The sequence below is a fragment of the Peribacillus sp. NPDC097197 genome (assembly GCF_050278025.1).
GTDB lineage: Bacteria > Bacillota > Bacilli > Bacillales > DSM-1321 > Peribacillus.
Map to the genome: position 1 here is coordinate 102,281 of NZ_JBNNST010000003.1, position 19,917 is coordinate 122,197.

19 protein-coding genes are annotated in these 19,917 nt (G+C 42.8%); 7 read left to right on the top strand and 12 right to left on the bottom strand.

Going from position 1 to position 19,917, the window contains the following annotated elements; translation table 11 throughout:
- Nucleotides 1-106: 106 nt before the first annotated feature.
- A complete protein-coding gene (locus ACQKL6_RS05125; RefSeq protein ID WP_402874730.1) occupies nucleotides 107-1,387 on the bottom strand; it encodes a cytosine deaminase in 1,281 nt (426 codons plus the stop codon).
- Nucleotides 1,377-2,636 (bottom strand): cytosine permease, encoded by a 1,260-nt coding sequence (gene codB / locus ACQKL6_RS05130; RefSeq protein ID WP_403122213.1) that lies wholly within the window; start codon nucleotides 2,634-2,636, stop codon nucleotides 1,377-1,379. The genes ACQKL6_RS05125 and codB overlap by 11 nt, the downstream gene beginning before the upstream one ends.
- 434 nt (nucleotides 2,637-3,070) lie before the next feature.
- Here codB and ACQKL6_RS05135 point away from each other — a divergent pair, with 434 nt between their 5' ends.
- The 4 genes from ACQKL6_RS05135 (at nucleotide 3,071) to ACQKL6_RS05150 (ending at nucleotide 7,560) form a co-directional block, all read left to right on the top strand.
- The gene (locus ACQKL6_RS05135; RefSeq protein WP_402874724.1) at nucleotides 3,071-3,760 is read left to right on the top strand and encodes a response regulator transcription factor; all 690 of its coding nucleotides are present in this window, start codon (nucleotides 3,071-3,073) and stop codon (nucleotides 3,758-3,760) included.
- Nucleotides 3,757-4,761, top strand: coding sequence for a sensor histidine kinase (locus ACQKL6_RS05140; RefSeq protein WP_427650702.1), 1,005 nt, complete (start codon nucleotides 3,757-3,759; stop codon nucleotides 4,759-4,761). Before ACQKL6_RS05135 ends, ACQKL6_RS05140 begins: the two co-directional genes overlap by 4 nt.
- A gap of 101 nt (nucleotides 4,762-4,862) precedes the next feature.
- Nucleotides 4,863-5,624 (top strand): ABC transporter ATP-binding protein, encoded by a 762-nt coding sequence (locus ACQKL6_RS05145; protein WP_402986704.1) that lies wholly within the window; start codon nucleotides 4,863-4,865, stop codon nucleotides 5,622-5,624.
- Nucleotides 5,614-7,560: an FtsX-like permease family protein gene (locus tag ACQKL6_RS05150; RefSeq protein ID WP_402986705.1), complete on the top strand. Its 1,947-nt coding sequence runs from the start codon at nucleotides 5,614-5,616 to the stop codon at nucleotides 7,558-7,560. Before ACQKL6_RS05145 ends, ACQKL6_RS05150 begins: the two co-directional genes overlap by 11 nt.
- Before the next feature lie 51 nt (nucleotides 7,561-7,611).
- Here ACQKL6_RS05150 and ACQKL6_RS05155 read toward each other — a convergent pair whose 3' ends face one another.
- Nucleotides 7,612-8,664 carry an NAD(P)/FAD-dependent oxidoreductase gene (locus ACQKL6_RS05155; RefSeq protein ID WP_427650703.1) on the bottom strand — a complete coding sequence of 351 codons (1,053 nt, stop codon included), beginning with the start codon at nucleotides 8,662-8,664 and terminating at the stop codon, nucleotides 7,612-7,614.
- 320 nt (nucleotides 8,665-8,984) lie between these two features.
- Here ACQKL6_RS05155 and guaC point away from each other — a divergent pair, with 320 nt between their 5' ends.
- Nucleotides 8,985-9,968, top strand: a complete 984-nt coding sequence (gene guaC / locus ACQKL6_RS05160) for a GMP reductase (RefSeq protein WP_427650704.1) — start codon at nucleotides 8,985-8,987, stop codon at nucleotides 9,966-9,968.
- Nucleotides 9,969-10,026: 58 nt separating this feature from the next.
- Here the strand turns inward: guaC and ACQKL6_RS05165 are convergent, their stop codons facing one another.
- Nucleotides 10,027-10,377 (bottom strand): hypothetical protein, encoded by a 351-nt coding sequence (locus tag ACQKL6_RS05165; protein ID WP_402874708.1) that lies wholly within the window; start codon nucleotides 10,375-10,377, stop codon nucleotides 10,027-10,029.
- 522 nt (nucleotides 10,378-10,899) lie between these two features.
- On the opposite strand from ACQKL6_RS05165, the gene ACQKL6_RS05170 reads away from it, so the two are divergent.
- Nucleotides 10,900-11,121 carry a DeoR family transcriptional regulator gene (locus tag ACQKL6_RS05170; RefSeq protein WP_402874705.1) on the top strand — a complete coding sequence of 74 codons (222 nt, stop codon included), beginning with the start codon at nucleotides 10,900-10,902 and terminating at the stop codon, nucleotides 11,119-11,121.
- A gap of 81 nt (nucleotides 11,122-11,202) precedes the next feature.
- Here ACQKL6_RS05170 and ACQKL6_RS05175 read toward each other — a convergent pair whose 3' ends face one another.
- Together ACQKL6_RS05175 and ACQKL6_RS05180 are read right to left on the bottom strand one after the other, a co-directional pair.
- A complete protein-coding gene (locus ACQKL6_RS05175; protein ID WP_402874702.1) occupies nucleotides 11,203-11,925 on the bottom strand; it encodes a pseudouridine synthase in 723 nt (240 codons plus the stop codon).
- Between the two features lie 124 nt (nucleotides 11,926-12,049).
- On the bottom strand, nucleotides 12,050-13,651 hold the full coding sequence (locus ACQKL6_RS05180) for a putative polysaccharide biosynthesis protein (RefSeq protein ID WP_402957837.1): 1,602 nt from the start codon (nucleotides 13,649-13,651) through the stop codon (nucleotides 12,050-12,052).
- Between the two features lie 205 nt (nucleotides 13,652-13,856).
- Here ACQKL6_RS05180 and ACQKL6_RS05185 point away from each other — a divergent pair, with 205 nt between their 5' ends.
- Entirely contained in the window at nucleotides 13,857-15,122 is a 1,266-nt protein-coding gene (locus ACQKL6_RS05185) for an NAD(P)/FAD-dependent oxidoreductase (RefSeq protein ID WP_402874696.1), read from the top strand.
- Nucleotides 15,123-15,281: 159 nt separating this feature from the next.
- Here the strand turns inward: ACQKL6_RS05185 and ACQKL6_RS05190 are convergent, their stop codons facing one another.
- The 6 genes from ACQKL6_RS05190 to ACQKL6_RS05215 all read right to left on the bottom strand — a co-directional run bounded on the left by ACQKL6_RS05190 (nucleotide 15,282) and on the right by ACQKL6_RS05215 (nucleotide 19,906).
- Nucleotides 15,282-15,620 carry an MGMT family protein gene (locus ACQKL6_RS05190; RefSeq protein ID WP_402986710.1) on the bottom strand — a complete coding sequence of 113 codons (339 nt, stop codon included), beginning with the start codon at nucleotides 15,618-15,620 and terminating at the stop codon, nucleotides 15,282-15,284.
- Nucleotides 15,621-15,640: 20 nt separating this feature from the next.
- Nucleotides 15,641-16,201 (bottom strand): MEDS domain-containing protein, encoded by a 561-nt coding sequence (locus ACQKL6_RS05195; protein WP_403122228.1) that lies wholly within the window; start codon nucleotides 16,199-16,201, stop codon nucleotides 15,641-15,643.
- 143 nt (nucleotides 16,202-16,344) lie between these two features.
- Nucleotides 16,345-16,530, bottom strand: coding sequence for a sporulation protein Cse60 (locus tag ACQKL6_RS05200; protein WP_402874688.1), 186 nt, complete (start codon nucleotides 16,528-16,530; stop codon nucleotides 16,345-16,347).
- Nucleotides 16,531-16,607: 77 nt separating this feature from the next.
- Complete coding sequence (locus tag ACQKL6_RS05205; protein ID WP_402874685.1) at nucleotides 16,608-17,675, bottom strand: tartrate dehydrogenase; 1,068 nt, start codon at nucleotides 17,673-17,675, stop codon at nucleotides 16,608-16,610.
- Between the two features lie 240 nt (nucleotides 17,676-17,915).
- Complete coding sequence (locus ACQKL6_RS05210) at nucleotides 17,916-18,227, bottom strand: rhodanese-like domain-containing protein (protein WP_402874682.1); 312 nt, start codon at nucleotides 18,225-18,227, stop codon at nucleotides 17,916-17,918.
- A 356-nt stretch (nucleotides 18,228-18,583) separates the two neighbouring features.
- The gene (locus ACQKL6_RS05215) at nucleotides 18,584-19,906 is read right to left on the bottom strand and encodes an MFS transporter (RefSeq protein ID WP_403122232.1); all 1,323 of its coding nucleotides are present in this window, start codon (nucleotides 19,904-19,906) and stop codon (nucleotides 18,584-18,586) included.
- Nucleotides 19,907-19,917: the final 11 nt, after the last annotated feature.

Here is a 19,917-nt window from a genome sequence, read left to right on the forward strand (position 1 = left end):
TCAACTACGCACTTTCGCACACGGCAATTGATGGAATTTCTACCAATTTGCGAATAGCGCCTACAAGCGCAAAAAAACTAGACACCCTGTGTGCCTAGCTTTTCCATCATTTATTGAAAGTAATGTTCTCTGTACCTTGTCCCAGATTAATGGTCGTTTCCCTTGGCTTTGTTTCGGCTATCACGTTCCCGTTTCTGAAGGAATAGCGTACCATGGCCTGTTTACGGACTGCTTCGTATTCATTTTCTGCCGCTAAAACAATGAAGTTGGCAGGTTTTCCCGCCTCGATTCCATAGTGGTCCTCGATTTGCAAGGTTTTTGCACTATTGGCGGTAATTAAATCGATGGAATTGACGATTTGCTCGTAACCCATTAGTTGAGAAGCATGAATGCCCATATGCAGCACTTGCAGCATGTTTCCCGTTCCTAGTGGATACCATGGGTCGAATATGTCATCGTGACCAAAGCATACGTTTAGTCCTGCTTCCTGTAATTCTTTGACACGTGTTAAGCCTCTTCGTTTCGGATATGTATCGAATCTTCCTTGAAGATGAATATTCACCAATGGATTAGATACGAAGTTAATGGACGAAAGCTTCAATAAGCGAAACAACTTATAGGTATAGGCATCATTATACGAACCCATTGCCGTCGTATGGCTGGCTGTCGTTCGTGTACCTAGTCCCCGCTCGTAAGCTTCTTTTGCGACGACTTCGACAAAACGTGATTGCTCGTCATCGATTTCATCACAATGTATATCCACGAGGCGATCGTATTTTTCCGCTAAATCAAACGCAATCTTCATCGATTCCACGCCATATTCGCGAGTGAACTCAAAGTGGGGGATGCCCCCTACAACATCGGCCCCCATTTTTAGCGCTTCTTCCAGTAATCCAGTTCCATTCGGATAAGAGAGAATTCCTTCCTGTGGAAAAGCCACTAACTGCAAATCAACGAAATCCGACATTTCTTCTTTTACTTCGAGCATGGCTTTTAGTGCCGTAAGTTCCGGATCGGTCACATCGATATGTGTACGGACATGCTGGATTCCTTGAGCGATTTGCCATTTTAAAGCCGTTTTCGCCCTGGTTTTCACATCTTCATTCGTCAAAGACTCTTTTCGTTGGGACCACCGCTGGATTCCTTCAAATAACGTCCCACTTTGGTTCCACTCTGGCTCTCCTGCCGTCAACGTCGTGTCAAGGTGGATATGCGGTTCAATAAAGGGAGGGAGAACAAGTGACCCCTCCACATCATAAATCGGCTGATTCAACTCGTTCTCAACGTTCTCATTAAGGCTCTGCGTAACCGATTCTATCATTCCTTCTCTGACGACAATATTCCAAAGACCTTCTTTTCCTCTTAATTTAGCATGTTTAATAAGCATCTGACTGTACACCTCTTCTTAGTATTTTGTTGATAGGTACATATTTCATCAAGGCAACATACAGGATGATGGTCCCGATTAGAGCATTAATTGGCACGATGCCAGGTGCGAACTGGGCCAAAGCGACGCCTCCTGCCCAAGCAATCATCGATAACCAATTGACCTTTTTGAAAGACATCTCTTCGAATTTCCCATATTTTCTACGTTTCACGATAAAGTAGTCTGCTAAAATGATGGCCCCAATGGACGGGACTGCTGCTCCTAGTACATTCAAAAAACCGACGAAATTAGTATACAGCCACATTGCTAGCAATGTGCCGATGATTCCATTAACCACGACAAGTTTCTTCTTGGAAATTTTCGTAACATTGGCAAATCCCAATCCCGAAGCGTATAGCGCATTATCATTCGTTGTCCAAATATTCAGTCCCAATACAATGATTGCCGGCAAAATCAGCTCTTGCAAGAACATGACTTCAGAAATATCCGAAACACCGTACGTCATTGCCCCAATCGCCCCGAATATGAACATAAGTGAATTGCCTAGAAAAAAGGCAATCACCGTTGCGACAACGGCTGACCGGGTCGTCTTGGCAAAGCGGGCAAAGTCTGGCGTCAAGGTACCCCCGCTGATGAATGAACCAATGCAGATGGTTAAGGCAGCGCCCACTCCCATCATTTCAGTAGGCTGATAATCTAATAACCCCTGAAACCCACCGATTGTTTCGGTTGCCTCAAATACCGAGTAGCTACCCAGAATGGCAATGGCCGGCACAGCAACGAACCCTAACAGCACGAGTGCCTTAATACCATAGATGGCAGATATCGTCATCATCACTCCAAAACTTATAATCAATAGATAGATATTAATCCCTGTTGCCTTTTCAACCGGAACCGCGAACATCGCTACCCCCACTCCAAACCAACCTACTTGCGTTAACCCCAGCAATAAGGAGGGCACATAAGAGCCTTTATCACCAAAGGCATACTTTGCAAGCAGATGTGTAGAAAGGCCGGTCTTCGCGGCAATATGGGCCAACGCCCCCGTATACAGGCCCAGCACACAATTGCCCGCCAATACGATGAGAAGGAATTGAACCAATGTTAATCCCGTTCCCAATTCCCCTCCCGACCACATGCTTGCCGAGAAGAAAGTGAACCCCAGCATAATGGATAGAATCTTCCAAAAATTATTACGATTTCCTTGCGGTACAGCTTGCCATGAAAACTCTGCATCTACTTTTCCCATAACGTTTCCTCCATTTTTAAACTGATACCCACAAAGAAAAAAGAGGTCTATTGTCATCAACCGACAATAAACCTCTTCTGCATTATGACGAGTAGTAGTAGCCAGGCAAAAAATGCATGGACGTCTCCCACATCATAAAAATCCGTTGTCCTTGTCAGCCTCACGGGACTGAATTAAAGATACCAATATTTGATTATTAACATTATTCCAAAAAAGAGACGGTAAGTCAATACTAATTTTCTATGCGATTCCTTTACAAACCAAAAAGGACTACATACAGAGACTCAGATGAAATTCAAACATGGGTGTTTTTTTCAGGAATGGATGTCACCTTTTGTAACTAGATCCCACCCTAAATCTCTTTCTCCTCTAGAACCTTAAATGAATTTACTATATACTTTCATTAAATTGATGAAAAGCGTGGTGACCCTTACTTGTTTAAACTATTGTTAATTGAAGATGATACCACATTATTCAATGAGATTAAAGATAGATTGGCACAATGGTCCTATGATGTATATGGAATCAACGATTTCAGTAAGGTGATGCAGGAATTCACTGCCATTAAACCCGACTTGGTCCTCATTGATATCCAATTGCCAAAATTCGACGGGTTCCATTGGTGCAGGATGATTCGCACCCACTCGAACGTACCCATTCTCTTTTTATCTTCACGCGATCACCCGACCGACATCGTGATGTCCATGCAGTTTGGGGCAGATGATTTCATCCAGAAACCCTTTCATTTTGATGTACTGATTGCCAAGATACAAGCGACGCTTCGTCGTGTCTATAATTACAATACAGAAAAGATCGAACTAAAAACCTGGTGCGGCGCCACCTTGGACTATGAGAAGAATACAGTTGTAACCGAGACAGGAACAATCGAGCTGACAAAGAATGAAGTGTTCATCCTAAAAAGGCTGATTGAGCAGAAGAATAAAATAGTGAGCCGCGATGATTTAATCAATAGTTTATGGAATGATAAGCGCTTTATCAGCGATAATACCTTGACGGTCAATGTAAATCGATTGAGGAAAAGGCTCGATGAGGTGGGGTTGGGACAGTATATCGAAACAAAAGTGGGACAAGGTTACATTGCGGTCGAAGAGGATCATGTATGATTAAGAAATTTATATGGGAAAGGTTTAGCTGGATTACTTTCTACATCCTCTTTCACTTATTCATCATATTCGTCGCCTATCTTGATTCGGCCATTCCTTTATCCCCCATTCTCTACATGGTCTTTTTATCATTCATCATGTTCATCATCTTTTTGGTGGTCCGCTACCACAAGGAAACGAAATTCTATCGAAGTTTAGTGGAACGGGAAGATAATTTGGATGTAAGTCAATTAGCGGAACCGGGAAGCCCTTTTGAAGAGATCATCGAACGTAGCATCAGCAATCAAATCGAATATCTGAAACGGACGGCTTCATACGGACAAATGACATTGGAGCAGGAAAAGGACGAACTATTATCTTGGATTCATGAAGTGAAGACGCCTTTGACGGCCCTACGTTTAATGATTGATCGCATACAAGATGAAGAACTCAAATCCCATATGACATATGAATGGCTCCGCATCCACCTTTTGCTTGATCAACAGTTGCATCAACGGCGGCTACCCTTCATGGAAAATGATCTATATATCGGTAACACCGATTTGGAAGGGATTATTTTCGACGAGATTAAGACGTTACAATCTTGGTGCATGCAAAAAGGGATTGGATTCGATATCCAATTGGAAAAAGCCGAGTGCTTAAGCGATAGTAAATGGGTCGCATTCATTATTCGGCAACTATTGACCAATAGCATCAAATATAGTGAAGGATCCGATATTTTGATACAGAGCCACGAATCCAATGGACAAACGATCCTTGAAGTGAAGGATGCTGGCCGCGGCATCGACCCAAGGGACCTTCCCCGCATTTTTGATAAAGGATTCACATCAACGACCAATCATCAAGACCACGGGGCGACGGGAATGGGGTTATACTTAACCAAGAAAGTGGCGGATTCCTTATTCATCGATATAACCGTCCGGTCCACTCCCGGAATCGGGACCACTTTCATCCTGACTTTCCCGCAAAAAAATCAATTCGTTAAATTCCTTAGCATGTGACAAAGATGTCACATGCTTTTGTTCTTTGTTCGGCCAATCGAAGGAAAAGAAAGGGAAAGGCTTTTATAATGAAGATATCGAAATAAAGGGAGTGTATTGGAATGAATATACTAGAAGCGAAAAAGATCCATAAAAGCTACGGCAATAAATTCAATAAACAAGAAGTCTTGAAAGGCTTGGATATCAACATACACGAAGGGGAATTCGTCAGTATCATGGGAGCGTCCGGTTCAGGAAAAACCACGCTTCTGAATGTCCTTTCCTCGATTGATAAGATCAGTAATGGAACCATCGTCATCGAAGGAAAAGAAATTTCCGGCATGAAAGAAAAGAAGCTGGCTGAATTTCGTAAGAATCACCTAGGATTCATCTTCCAGGATTATAACTTATTGGACACTCTGACGGTCAAGGAAAATATTCTTTTACCATTATCGATCACCAAAACGCCGAAAAAAGAAGCTGAGCAAAAGTTCGAAACACTCGCAAATGAACTTGGCATATATGAAATCAAGGACAAATATCCGAATGAAATTTCCGGCGGCCAAAAACAGCGTACCTCTGCGGCACGGGCCTTCATCCATGAACCAAGCATCATTTTTGCCGATGAGCCGACAGGCGCCCTTGATTCAAAAGCCGCTTCCGATTTATTGAACAAGATGAGCGAATTGAACAAAAAGCGTAATGCCACCATCATCATGGTTACGCATGACTCAGTGGCAGCCAGTTACTGTAGCCGCGTCATCTTCATCAAAGATGGACAGATCTATTCTCAATTGAATAAAGGGGAAGAAACGAGACAATCCTTCTTCAGAGATATCATGAAAACACAAGGTGTACTAGGAGGGGTGCATAATGAGCATTAATCAACTCATCTTTCGCAGTCTGAAAAAGAACCTGAAGAATTATTATCTATACGTTTTCGCTTTGGTCTTCAGTGCCTCCCTTTATTATGCCTTTGTTACCTTGCAATACGATCCGTCAATGGATCAAGTAAGTGGGGGGATTAAAGGGGGAGCTGCCATTCAAGCAGCCTCCGTTCTGTTGATTGCCATCGTTTCCATCTTTCTTTTATATGCGAATAGCATTTTCATTAAACGTCGCAGCAAGGAAATTGGCTTATTTCAATTAATAGGAATGACCAAAAACAGGATTTTCCGCATCCTGAGCGTCGAAAATTTAATCCTGTATTTCTGTTCCGTATTCCTGGGGATATTCGTAGGGTTTGCGGCTTCAAAATTGATCATCATGATATTATTCAAGCTTACGGGAGTCCAGGCGATCGCCGCCCTTCACTTTACCATGCAACCATTCATTCAGACACTTATCGTATTCAGTATCATCTATCTATTCATCATGTTGATGAACTTTGGTTTCATCAAAAGACAGACCATCTTATCACTTTTTAGGGTGACTTCGAACACGGAAGGAAAAGTGAAGAGGGTTTCGATTTTTGAAATGATCCTTGGGATAGCTGGAATCATTCTGATCATTGCTGGCTATTATGTTTCAACGAAGTTATTTGATGGTTCTTTCTCTCAGGCGAATTCCCTTTTAATAGCCATGCTATTCATTCTGGGGTCCGTCATCATCGGAACCTACCTATTTTATAAGGGATCGGTGTCTTTCCTCTTTAATATTGTCCGCAAGAGGAAGAATGGATACCTGAACATCAATGAAGTGCTTTCGCTTTCATCCATCATGTTCCGGATGAAATCCAATTCCGTTTTACTGACCATCATCACGACCGTTTCCGCTCTTGCAATCGGATTATTATCCTTGACCTATATCTCCTATTACTCATCGGAGAAAATGGCCACATCCTATGTACCTACTGACTTTTCCCTGTCCAATGGCGAGGATTCAAACAAGTTAAAAGAGGCATTGGCAGCAAAATCAATCGGATATAACGAAAATAAGATAGAGGTCATTCGGGCAAAGGTCAATATAAAGGATATACTGGATAGCTCCATAGAAGAAGCGGGCTTTGACCCGAATATCATGAATCTTGCCATTGTCAGTGATCGGTCGGTGAAGAGGATCGATGTCACACCGAAAGAGACCATCTTCAGCGGGTATAGTCCAACGCTACAGAGTTTAACATCTCTTAAAGATTCCGGGAAAATCGAATTGAAGGGAAAAAACATGAGCATTCCCCAAAACTATTTAGGGCCAGAAGATGACTCCATCCTTCCCTATTATTTAACGAATGGCGGAATGCCAGTAGCCATTGTGGATCAAGCAGTTTTTGACCGTCTGAAAAAGGATTTGGACCCTGAACTCCAACTGGATTCTCCCGTTTATTATGGGATTGACTTAAAGAATAAGGGTGATATCGAAAAGGCAAATAAGATTTTCGATACGATTTCCTTCCAGGATAAAGAATATAGTGGTTCACAATACCAAGAACTGCAAAGTATAAAAATAAACATGGGTCTTACGATGTTCATCGTCGGCTTTTTAGGATTAACGTTCTTGATCACATCAGGATGCATTCTTTATTTCAAACAGATGGATGAGAGCGAAAATGAAAAAGCGAACTATACCATTTTACGAAAACTTGGTTTCACACAAGGTGATTTGTTAAAAGGGATTCAGGCCAAACAGGTCTTCAACTTTGGGATTCCTCTAGTCGTTGGGTTATTCCATAGCTATTTTGCCGTTAAATCCGGCTGGTTCTTCTTTGGTACGGAAGTCTGGACACCTATGATCATTGTCATGGTCCTCTATACGATACTGTACTCGATCTTCGGTATCCTTTCCGTTTTCCATTACAAAAAGGTGATTAAGGAATCCCTTTAAATACACGCAAAAAGCTCCAGCCCATAAGGGGACTGGAGCTTTCTGCATGTCTTATCGCGTCATCATCTGTTGAACGATTTCCCTATTACGTCTTTTGAATATTTCATTATGTGAAGAAACCATTCCCACCTTGTGCGCATCAGGCTGGATGAACTGTTTCGCTTGATTGACTGCATTTGCGGCATCCTGGAAGGTACCCGCTATTAAGTTCACTTTCCCATCATACTGAAGAATATCCCCTGCGGCATACATCCCTTCTACAGAGGATTCGCTGGTTGCATTGCCTGCAATATAATAATGATCGGCCATATCCACCTTCACTTCACTGTTTTCAAGTAGCGAGGCATCACGCTCATACCCATGGTTGATGATCACTTCATCGATTGATAAATGGGAAACCTCCCCTGTTTCATGACTCGTTAGTTCTACACGTTCAATGACTTCATGATTGGTACAAGCGACCAGTTTTGTAATGGACGTATTGAACAGGCATTCCGCAGAACTTTTCATCAATTGGCTTATCTGTGATTCATGACCTGCCAACGCATTTTTTCTATAGGCCACATAGACCTTTTTGGCGATAGGCTCCAATTCATTCGCCCAATCGATAGCAGAATTCCCGCCGCCTGAAATGATTACCGTCTTATCCTTGAATCGTTCTAAGGACTTCACTGTGTAATTCAGATTGGACACTTCATAACGCTCTGCCCCATCGATTTCCAGCTTTTGCGGATTCAAGATCCCCCCACCGACGGCCACGATGATCGTTTTCGAATAATGCAGGCCGCCAGAAGACGTAAGCAAGACAAACATCCCATCTTCATCCCGCTTGATCGACTCCACCTTTTCATTCAATACTACCGTGGGATTAAAGGTTAATCCCTGTTCCACAAGTTGATCAATTAACTCAGCTCCCGTAATAGGTGTCTGTCCCCCGACATCCCAAATCATTTTCTCAGGATATACATGGATCTTCCCACCTAATTGTGGCTGATATTCAATGATCTTTGTCTTCATTTCTCTTAACCCACTATAAAAAGCGGAATAAAGGCCAGCCGGCCCTCCCCCAATTACGGTTACATCATAGATATCGTCCTGTTTCACTCATGACCACTCCTCGGAAACTAAATGTAATTGATTCTCATTCTCATAAGTTAAATGTACACTCTTTTCTTCTTTTTTACAATTTTTTCTACTGAAGTTCTTTTCTCTTTTTTTATGTGGGTCGCTTACACCTGTTGTACCTGGGGCTTAGATTGTACGTGATAAGGAGATTCATAGGATGCAGAACCGCTTCTTTTTATAATTTTTTGATTTTTTTAAAAATAAAAGCTTTGACTTAATGATGAAAATGATGTAAATTACCAATGGGCGAACAATTTCATAAAAAAATATTACAACATTCGTATATAGAGGTGTAAACAATGGAAAATGTGTTTGATTACGAAGATATTCAATTAATTCCCGCTAAATGTATAGTTAATAGTCGTTCGGAATGTGATACTACTGTAAAGTTAGGTAAACATACCTTCAAGTTACCTGTGGTACCTGCGAATATGCAGACCATTATAGATGAGAAAGTCGCTACATCCTTGGCTAAGAATGGGTACTTCTATATCATGCATCGTTTTGAACCAGAAAAGCGCAAAGCTTTTATTCAAGATATGCATGCGTGTGAGTGTATCGCTTCCATCAGTGTCGGAGTCAAAGAAGAAGAATATGGGTTCATACAAGAATTGGCTGAAGAGCGTATTGTACCGGACTACATTACGATAGATATCGCGCATGGCCATTCCAATGCTGTAATCAATATGATCCAACATATCAAACATCACTTACCTGATAGTTTCGTAATTGCAGGTAACGTCGGTACTCCAGAAGCCGTAAGAGAATTGGAAAATGCCGGGGCGGATGCAACAAAAGTTGGAATTGGACCAGGTAAGGTTTGCATCACGAAGATCAAGACAGGATTTGGTACGGGTGGCTGGCAGTTAGCAGCGGTGCGTCTATGTGCAAAGGCCGCAAGTAAACCGATTATTGCGGACGGTGGCATTCGTACACATGGGGATATAGCGAAATCTATTAGATTTGGTGCCACTATGGTGATGATTGGTTCATTATTCGCTGGCCATGATGAATCTCCAGGCGAAATAGTTGAGAAAGATGGAAAGATCTATAAAGAGTACTTTGGTTCAGCTTCAGAGTTTCAAAAAGGTGAAAAGAAGAATGTAGAAGGCAAGAAAATGTTTGTCGAGCACAAAGGTGCGTTAAAAGACACATTAAAAGAAATGGAACAAGATCTTCAATCCTCCATTTCTTATGCTGGTGGAACGAAATTAGAAGCGATTCGAACTGTAGATTATGTCATCGTGAAAAATTCAATTTTTAATGGTGATAAAGTTTATTGATCATTCAACCCCATACAAAAAACGGTGCAGCGTTAAGGCGTTGCACCGTTTTTCTTATTCAATTCACAAATAGATACAACTTCTTATCATGATCATCAAGCGTTCGCTGGCTCTTTTCCGTAAAATCCATCCATTTCACTTTTTTACATCGTTCTTCTAACCGGGCATTCAGCTCTTCTTCGATCTCACACATGAACCGAATGATTTCTTCATAAGGCATGTTAAAATGTCGGGCCGCGAGTCGCGGCGGAGAATGCTTTACTAATAATCTCATAAATTGATCGACCGTTTCCGCTTTTGAAGCCAGGTAATCTTCTTCATACACGATAAATTCATATACTTGCCGCTTCATGCCCGTAAGTCTGGACACTTCGTCCCGCAATAGAAACTCCATTAATCTTTCGTTCATATGCTCTACCTCGTATATGGTTATATTTCAATTCTAAAAGAATCATCTTGAAGTGTACTTCCTTACAAACCATCAAGTTCATCTCATACTCTATGATAATGGTACTGTAAATATCATAGTATATGTTGGTTGCCGATGAAAGGTTATCTTCACAAAAGGACATGATCGTTTAGAAGTGGAGTGAATTTTTCCCTTACCCATGAATACTCCTTGGAATTTTTGACAAAATAAAGGCATGCTTTCATTCTACCTTGAAATTCATTTATTTTTGAATTTAAATGAATATTTTGGTTAAAAAAACTATATAATAGATGTAATATTTAGTTAATTCTAAAATTTGGTATGGAATTTAGATATGTATAGGGGTAAAATAAAGCATATGGCATCTTGTTTTTTCTTAATGTTTCCGAGGAGTTAAAGGGTGGGTATAGTACGTACATAGTGGCAGCTGAAATGCTGTCCGACATATCGGTTGTTTTCATTTGTTCAGAATAACAATGAAAAGAATAGGAGTGATTTTGTTTGAAACCTTCAACAAATCGCATGTTAACCCGTATTAAATCCGTTTATATGTTCATTAGTAACAACGGTACGGTTTCTACTCAAGAGCTTGTAGAAGAATTTGGCATCACTCCTCGAACAGTGCAACGCGATTTAAATGTCCTAGAGTACAATGACCTTGTTCAAAGCCCAAGCCGTGGTGTTTGGACAACAACAAGCAAAAAAGTGAAGATGTCATCTTAAAAAAAGAATGACCACCCGAATAAAATCGATATGTAAAAAGTAATTTGAGGCGGACTACTAGTCCGCCTCATTTTTTGTTGTTTATTCAGCAGGCTGACCTGCCTTCAGCTGTTCAAGTTCTTCTGCCGTTAACTCCCGGTATTCCCCAAGTTCAAGATCCTCGTCTAGTTGCAGGCTTCCCATCGAAAGACGCTTCAGATATACGACTTTCTTTCCGACAGATTCAAACATCCGCTTCACTTGATGGAACTTCCCTTCCATTATCGTCAACTCGATATCAGAAGTCAGGCCCGATTTTAAAATGTTCAATTCGCCTGGTTTCGTTTCATACCCATCGTCCAGGGTGACACCGTTACGGAATGCTTCAATATCCCGTTCCGTGACTTCACCATCAATGACCGCAAAATATGTTTTCGGCACATGTTTCTTCGGGGATAGCAGCTGGTGTGCAAGCTTGCCGTCATTCGTGATCAACAATAGCCCCTCTGTATCTTTATCCAATCTGCCGACCGGGAATGGTTCAAAGACCGCGTCCTCCGGCTCAAGGATGTCGATGACCGTCTCTTGGTGTTTGTCTTCCGTTGCCGACAATACGCCCGGAGGCTTATTCATCATTAGGTAAATGAATTCTCTATATTCAACCCGTTCGTCATGAACTGTTACGATTTCAACATCAGGGTCCACCTGTTCCTTCGCGTCCTTCAATATCCGGTCGTTGACCTTCACGGCTCCGGACTTCAGGAGCTTCTTCACTTCTTTCCTGCTTCCGTACCCAATATTGGATAAAATCTTATCAATTCTCATTGTTTCCTCCTAAAGCCTTTTCAGTAAAAAGCCTTGCCCATTTTCATGACAGGCAAGGCCAATATATTTAAATCAGGGGATAATATAACATTACCCTTTTTCTTACATTTAAAACACAATCTTTTTATAATCCCAACTTCTTCTTCAACCTATCAATTCTCGTACCGAATAGGCGATGGGCAAGTTTGCTCTTCAAGGAGAGCGCCGCGTAGATCAGTGCCCCAAAAATCGCACATACGGCGGAAATCAAGATTGCCTGGAATCGGCCTTCAGAAGTTAACCAAAGGGATAACAAGCTGTGCAGACCCCAAACGGCAAGTCCCATTATCGCGGAAAAAGTCGCCATCAAGACGGTCCTTCTTATCGTAAGGCTGTAACGATAGCCCGTAAAGTAGGAGATGACGTACAAATTCAATAGGACTGCGGCCAGATAGCCCAGTGCCGTCGCATATACGGAACCTTCCGTTTCAAATAATTTGATCATCGGAATGTTCAAGCTCAACTTCACCAAAAATCCGACTAGCAAACTGAGCACCGTGTATTTTTGCTGATTGATACCTTGTAATACAGCAGCAGAAATCGAAAAGAGCGCAAATAGAACCGACACGGGCGCATAAGCCTTAAGCACACTAATCCCAAGCAAATCGTGACTGTAAAAGGCACTATAAATCGGATCAGCAAGCACCGACATCCCAACGACCGCCGGAATGGTTATGAATAATAAGATTTGAAAAGCCTGATCAAGCTGGCGGGTGAACTCGGTTTGATCCTCGCTTACAAAAGCTTTCGTCACCGTTGGCAATAACGCCATCGAAAATCCGGTAGCAAGTGTCATCGGAATCACGACAAGCTTTTGGGCATATACGTTGAGAACCCCTAGTGCCTCCTCGGCCACATGCAGTAAGCCAATCGAAGACATTGCCCTGTTGAAGGTCATCAAGTCCGCGAATTGGAACAGAGGCATCGCGATCCCGACAAAGATGAATGGAATCGATGATAAGAAAATCTCTTTATAAATCTGGATCAAAGAGATGGACATCGTCCCCCGGTCTCTCTCCTTCAAGCTGTCCAAATACGGTTTTTGTTTCTTCCAATACCAAAACAAAACGACTAAACCGCCGAGTGCTCCGACAGTCGCCGCAAATGTTGCGATCTGGATGGCTCTCACCAATTCACCGTCAAGGACATGCAGGACAATATACACACCGGCCAGTAGAAATACGATTCGGACGATTTGTTCGACGACCTGGGAAATCGCCGTTGGCTCCATGGCTTCATGCCCTTGGAAGTACCCGCGGATGATGCTCATGAATGGCACAAGGATCAAAGCGAAGCTGATCGCCCGTATGACAGAGGTGATATCGCTCACGCTGTTCTTATTGACGCCAAGCATGGTAGTGAAAACCGGTGCCATTGTAAAAAGCACCACAAAGGCGAGGAACCCGGTGATCATCATTAACTTCAAGCTCGATTTGAATAGCTTCTCCCCCACTGCATATTCCTCGAGCGCATTATACTTCGATATAAATTTAGAAACGGCAAGCGGCATGCCAGCCGTGGCGAAACTAATGAATATCGTATAGGGAACATATCCATATTGATAGAGTGTGGCCCCTTTATTTCCAACCATATGTTCAAATGGGATGACGTAAAATAAACCAAGAACCTTGGAAATAATCGCTCCCAGGGTTAATATAAAAGCCCCTTTTAAAAACTTAGACGACATTTTATCCCTTCCTGCCTCTTTCAGTTACGTTTCACACGCTCTTTATCTTAACATAATAAAGGATTTTTTCTATAGAAAACTACACTCAAGTTTATCGTTTTCACGGATTTTATACAAACAAATCATTCCTTTTTATTGTAGTTCGCATTCTGACAGGGTCTTGCTATATAATGAAGAGACTGAAAAAAATAAAGGCGTGATCATTTTGAAATATGATGTAATAGTAATTGGCGGTGGCCCTTCCGGATTGATGGCAGCCATTGCGGCTGGCGAAAAAGGTGCCCACGTATTATTAGTGGATAAAGGCGAGAAATTAGGCAGGAAACTAGCGATATCAGGTGGCGGGCGCTGCAACGTGACGAACAGGCTCTCCATCGATGAAATCATTCAGCATATCCCTGGAAACGGGCGATTTTTATATAGTGCGTTTTCTGAATTCAACAATGAAGACATCATACAGTTCTTCGAAAAGTTAGGCGTGGCCCTAAAGGAAGAAGATCATGGCAGGATGTTCCCGGTCAACGATAAAGCACAAAGCGTTGTCGATGCCCTATTGACGCGCCTGGCCGATTTGAAGGTGAAGATCTATAAGAATTCCCCTGTCGCTGAGGTTCTCTATGATAATGGGAAAACGAGCGGCGTTCGCTTGAAAGATGGTCAAATCTTCGAAACGGATGCGGTCGTGATTGCCGTCGGGGGGAAATCAGTCCCGCAAACAGGCTCAACCGGTGACGGCTATGCTTGGGCACGTAAGGCCGGACATACAATCACCGAGCTGTTCCCGACGGAAGTCCCGGTCCTAAGTAATGAAACATTCATTAAAGAAAAGACGCTACAAGGGCTCGCACTTCGAGATGTTTCATTAAGCGTACTGAACCCAAAAGGCAAAACGTTGATTACGCATAAAATGGACATGCTCTTTACGCACTTCGGAGTATCCGGACCAGCCGTTCTTCGGTGCAGCCAATTCGTCGTCAAGGCGATGAAAAAGTGGAACCTCGCTGAAGTGACGATGAAAATCGATGCCCTTCCGGATCGAAACAAAGAAGAAGTCTTCCAAGATATCGCAAAGGAAATCAAGTCCGAACCGAAAAAGGCAATTAAAAACACGTTAAAAGGACTTGTACCGGAACGGTATCTCCACTTCTTGCTGGAACGGAGCGGAATCGACCTTCAAGAACAAGGTGCGACGATCTCCAATGAAAAAATCCGCCGCTTCGCCGAACTATGCAAGGATTTCCAATTCGGTGTCCATGGAACCCAGTCGATTGAAAAGGCCTTCGTAACGGGTGGCGGCGTATCCGTCAAAGAAATCCAACCTAAGGAAATGGCCTCCAAACTAATGGACGGGCTGTATTTCTGTGGCGAGATTTTGGACATCCACGGATACACGGGTGGCTATAACATCACTTCAGCATTAGTGACCGGTCGACTTGCCGGCATGAATGCTGCATTATATGCTCGTTCATAGAATGTAAAGAGGCTGATCCCGTTCGTTACGGGATCAGCCTCTTTTGTGTAGCTATGATTTGTCCTTGGTAGGAATTCAACCACAAATGGCCATTATTCAACCACAACGCCGATTTATTCGACCACGCCTACCCTTAATTCAACCACGATTCGCGTTTTTTCAACCACGATCCATATTCCATCCCTCGGCTTCCCCAGGGTGATAGCGGTACACCTCAAGGTCGACCTTGCCATGTTCCGTGATGTGGATTCCTTCACTCTCTAGTAAGAAGGTTTGTTGGGAAGCCAGCCCTTCCTGTTTTAAGCCAATTTCACCCTTCGCATTGATCACCCGATGCCAAGGAAGGTTATATTTCTTGCTGCTTGAATGAAGAATGCGGACGACTTGCCTTGCACCGCGCGGGTGTCCAGCCAGTTGGCCGATTTGCCCATACGTCATGACTTTCCCAGGGGGAATATGTTGTATGATACCGATTACCTCTTCAGTAAAGCGCTCCAACTATCTCACCTCTGCCTGGTTTAGTTAGCTATGATTGTGCACGTTTCATCCGTCATGAACACGCCATGGTGCTTCATTAACATGGATTTCAGTGTCGGGGTCAGCCTACATTCATCATAGGCACAAACAGAAACCATGCCCTTTTTTGCAATGATTTGATTGACGCCCTTTTCATATTCGCTAATGCTCTCGAACACGACTTCCTCACTTCCCCCCCATTCAACGTGGCCCCAGGTTTGCAGGGAAACATCATTCGCCATGTATCCCTCCACATTCCTTAAAAAATACTCGACCATCGTGTTGGGATGAAAGTCTCCTTCAAAGCAGTAAAAATCAAAATTATTGATATGGTGCACTTTCTTCAGCTGTTCGTCATTTAATTGTCCTTGTAATTTCTTATATACGAAAGGAAAGATCCGATCATTTTCGACGACCATTATATCGTTTCCCTGTTCAACACCGGAAATAATGAATAGGGTTTCGTTATGAATATAAGTCTCCAGTTCATCGAAACAGTAGAACACATGGCCTCCGTTTGATTTCTTTAGTTCTTTCATGAGTTGCTTCATATTGTTATCCAAAATGGATCTCCCCTTTTAATACACCATCACACTGTATTACGTCTAACTTTACCTATTCTCTTCGCAGAAGACAAATCCCTTGAACAGTATGGCCTGTTTTTTACATGTAAAAAAAACCGACACCAAGTCATATGGGTCGGATTTCACCTTTTTTTATAAATGATCATCGCACTAAAACAATAAATCTGTTCATGTTCCTCTTCACCGGTCGTGGCGACATTGTATTTAATATCGACGATTTGACTATCACGGATATCGACGAGAAAGTCATTCATCTCCTCTTCCAAATCCTTTTCATGCTCATAATCAAACAACTTCACTTGAATCATTGGCTTTCCCCTGCCTTTTTAACGTTTGATGGTTATTGAGCAGGGTGCCCATTTTATTCATGGATTATACGTGTTACTTATAAATCCGATAGTAAAGCCACCGCTTCATTGCCGACTTCTTCAGTAGAACTATTTCCTCCCATATCAGGAGTGAGCACCTTTTTATCGACCATCACTTGTTCAATGACACCCAGTACCTTCTTGCCCCAATCTTCATGACCGAAGAAATCAAGCATCTGGCTCGCAGACCAAATGGCGGCAAGCGGATTGGCGATGCCTCGCTGCGCTATATCCGGTGCAGAACCATGGATGGGTTCGAACATGGACGGATACGCTCGTTCAGGATTTAAATTGGCCCCGGCAGCCAGCCCCATCCCTCCAGCAATGGCGGCGCCTAAATCGGTGATGATGTCACCGAACAAATTGGAGGTGACGACGATTTGAAACCTTTCAGGCTGTTTGACAAAGAACATGCTCGCCGCATCAACCAGGTAAGAATGCGTTTCCACTTCCGGATATTCCTGTCCAATTTCCTCGAACACCTCATCCCAAAAAACCATCGAATAATTCAAGGCATTCGCTTTACTGATGCTCGTTAGCGTTCTTCCCGACTTCCGTGCCAATTCATAGGCGTAACGGATAATCCGTTCCGTACCTTTACGGGAAAAGACACCTGTCTGTAACACCACTTCCTCTGGCTTTCCTTTAAATAGCCAATCCCCTGCACCGGCATATTCTCCCTCGCTGTTTTCGCGGATGACCACCATATCGATTTGGTCGTGAGTCACATCCTTCAGTGGACAAGGCGCACCCTTCAGCAACTTAATGGGACGGACATTCACGTATTGATCGAATTGCTTCCTTATTTTCAATAACAGTTCCCGTAAGGAAATATGATCTGGAACACCAGGATAACCGACTGCCCCAAGATAGACGGCCTCGAATTCCTTCAACCGTTCCAGCCCATCATCAGGAAGCATCTTCCCATGCTCCAGGTAATATTCGCACCCCCATGGAAAATAGGTGAATTCAAACGAAAAGTCGCCCGCTAATTCAGCTACTTTATTCAATACTTTTATACCTTCATCAATTACTTCAGGACCAATTCCATCTCCCGAGATGACCGCTACTTTATGTACATGCACTTGACAGATTCCCCTTTGTCTATATATTCTGACTTAAACATCCTTATTTTAACATATCCCCAGAAAAAAGAGCCCTCCGAAAGAAGGGCCCCACTCATTTAGCTCGGAAATATGCACGTCTTTCCGCATACCCCTTACACTGTGCACAAACATGTATCTTTTTTCGATCTTCGTTCAGATAGGTCGTGACGTCTTTCGTCTTCCGTTTGCAAAAGTAACAAGGCTTCTTGAAAAACCCCATCACTTAACGATGACTTCCCCTGTCCAATGCATCATTCCGCCATCCATGTTTGCCACTTTATAGCCTTGCTCCTGAAGGTAATGGCATACATTCTCACTGCGGCGTCCTGAACGACAGATGAAGATATATTCTTTATCCTTATCGAAGTAGTCAAGGTTGGCAGGGATATCATTCATGCGAATGTGCTTCGCTCCTTCGATCATGCCTTCTTGCACTTCTTCGTCTTCACGGACATCGACAAGCTCAATCGCTTCTCCTGCCTCAACCTTTGCTTCAATTTCTTCTGGCGTAAAAATTTTAATTTGTTCCATTATAAGCACCCCAAGTTATCGTTTAATTTGTCTTGTATATTATAACAAAACTTTCAGGAAAACATGACTATTATGGATGGCATATAACAGACCAATCATTCGAAAAAGTATTTCTCTCCACCTCTGGCCTGCCATCGTTATCGTAACATTGATTGGTTGCTTCCATGAATTCTCGATGTGTAAAATATGTACGGGCAAAAAGCATCGACATAATCAAGAAAAATATTAAAACACCAGCTAATACCATATACTTTTTTTTATTCAAAACGATACGGACTTCCCCTTCATTGATATAAAGGTTTCAACCTTAATTATACAGGTAGTTGGAAAATGTGGAAGTCCGTAACACATGATCTTTATACCGTACTTACTGCTTTATTCCTGTACACCATCCTGGCCAAAAGTGCACCTAACAAGGCTGCTATCATGAGAATGCCAAATAGGATGGAATAACTCGCAACAATCCCTATGAGCGTGGAAGAGGCGATGCTTCCGAAATATCGGAACGTCGAGAAGATGCCTGAAGCCGAACCGGAGACTGACTCATCCACCGCTTCAAGCGAGGCAACCTGCATACTGGTCAGTCCCAACCCTATAGCCAACCCATTTAACACGAGTGTAATGGCCAAGTAGATAAAAGACTGGGAGGAAATCACGAAAAATAATAAGAAATTCGATACCACCGTTACGGCGAAAGAAAAGAAGATGACTTTTGCCGATACGAATTTTCGGTTTAGCTGCCCACCCATCATATTGCTGAGTGCCATGGAAATCGAGAACAGGGATAGCATGATTCCGCTCATGGATGTTGACATGTTCATTTTTGTCGTCATGATCAACGGCATGACAAGCAAGATTGCATACATGATGAAATTGTTTAGCAAGACCGATATGTTGGCATTCGCAAAGATAGGACTCTTAAACAATTGGAAATCGATGATCGGCGACGGAACGGAACGCTCGCGCTTCACGAATAGCACAATGAATAAAAGGCTCACGATTGCAAGAATGATAGACACCCTTGTCGAGTTTGTATGCGTCAACGATATTAATAAGGTTATTGATATGGCCAAATAGATGGAACCGAGTACGTCCAACGGTTTATTGGATGACTTTTTCTCAAGCTTAGGTATGAGGAACATACCGCCAGCAAGGGCACCGACTAAAAAGGGGACATTGACCCAAAAGATCGCTTTCCAACTAAGTACCGCGATTAACAACGATCCTACGAGAGGACCGACAGCTGCGCCAAGACCCATCCCCATCCCGAATAGTCCCATGACGCTAGATAAACGTTCACGTGACACCGTATGTCGAATCAAGGCGACCACATTCGGTATCAGCAATCCTCCACCGATCGCTTGAAGAGATCGAAAGACAACAAGCATGATCATATTTGGAGCCAGTGCGCATCCTATGGAAGCCACAAGAAATAGGGCTGCACCGACTATATAGATCTTGCGGTTTCCATAAATATCACCCAATTTGCCGGCAATCGGCTGAGTGACGGCCATGACAATCAGATAAATCGTAACCACCCAGGTCGTACTATGTATATCCAATCCATAAAATCCCGATATGGAACCGAGCGCAATGGATATCATCGTTGAATTGATGGGCACGAGGAACGCCCCCATCAATGTTAGTGCTATCATCAGGAATTCTTTTTGTTTACTCATACTTTCACCTC

Bases quoted from the DNA above. Each gene is read 5' to 3' on its own strand.
- guaC (WP_427650704.1), top strand. From the start codon at position 8,985: ATGGAAAATGTGTTTGATTACGAAGATATTCAATTAATTCCCGCTAAA.
- ACQKL6_RS05125 (WP_402874730.1), bottom strand. From the start codon at position 1,387: ATGCTTATTAAACATGCTAAATTAAGAGGAAAAGAAGGTCTTTGGAAT.
- ACQKL6_RS05145 (WP_402986704.1), top strand. From the start codon at position 4,863: ATGAATATACTAGAAGCGAAAAAGATCCATAAAAGCTACGGCAATAAA.
- ACQKL6_RS05175 (WP_402874702.1), bottom strand. From the start codon at position 11,925: ATGAGAATTGATAAGATTTTATCCAATATTGGGTACGGAAGCAGGAAA.
- ACQKL6_RS05215 (WP_403122232.1), bottom strand. From the start codon at position 19,906: ATGAGTAAACAAAAAGAATTCCTGATGATAGCACTAACATTGATGGGG.
- ACQKL6_RS05200 (WP_402874688.1), bottom strand. From the start codon at position 16,530: ATGATTCAAGTGAAGTTGTTTGATTATGAGCATGAAAAGGATTTGGAA.
- ACQKL6_RS05210 (WP_402874682.1), bottom strand. From the start codon at position 18,227: ATGGAACAAATTAAAATTTTTACGCCAGAAGAAATTGAAGCAAAGGTT.
- ACQKL6_RS05180 (WP_402957837.1), bottom strand. From the start codon at position 13,651: ATGTCGTCTAAGTTTTTAAAAGGGGCTTTTATATTAACCCTGGGAGCG.
- ACQKL6_RS05150 (WP_402986705.1), top strand. From the start codon at position 5,614: ATGAGCATTAATCAACTCATCTTTCGCAGTCTGAAAAAGAACCTGAAG.
- ACQKL6_RS05165 (WP_402874708.1), bottom strand. From the start codon at position 10,377: ATGAACGAAAGATTAATGGAGTTTCTATTGCGGGACGAAGTGTCCAGA.
- codB (WP_403122213.1), bottom strand. From the start codon at position 2,636: ATGGGAAAAGTAGATGCAGAGTTTTCATGGCAAGCTGTACCGCAAGGA.
- ACQKL6_RS05140 (WP_427650702.1), top strand. From the start codon at position 3,757: ATGATTAAGAAATTTATATGGGAAAGGTTTAGCTGGATTACTTTCTAC.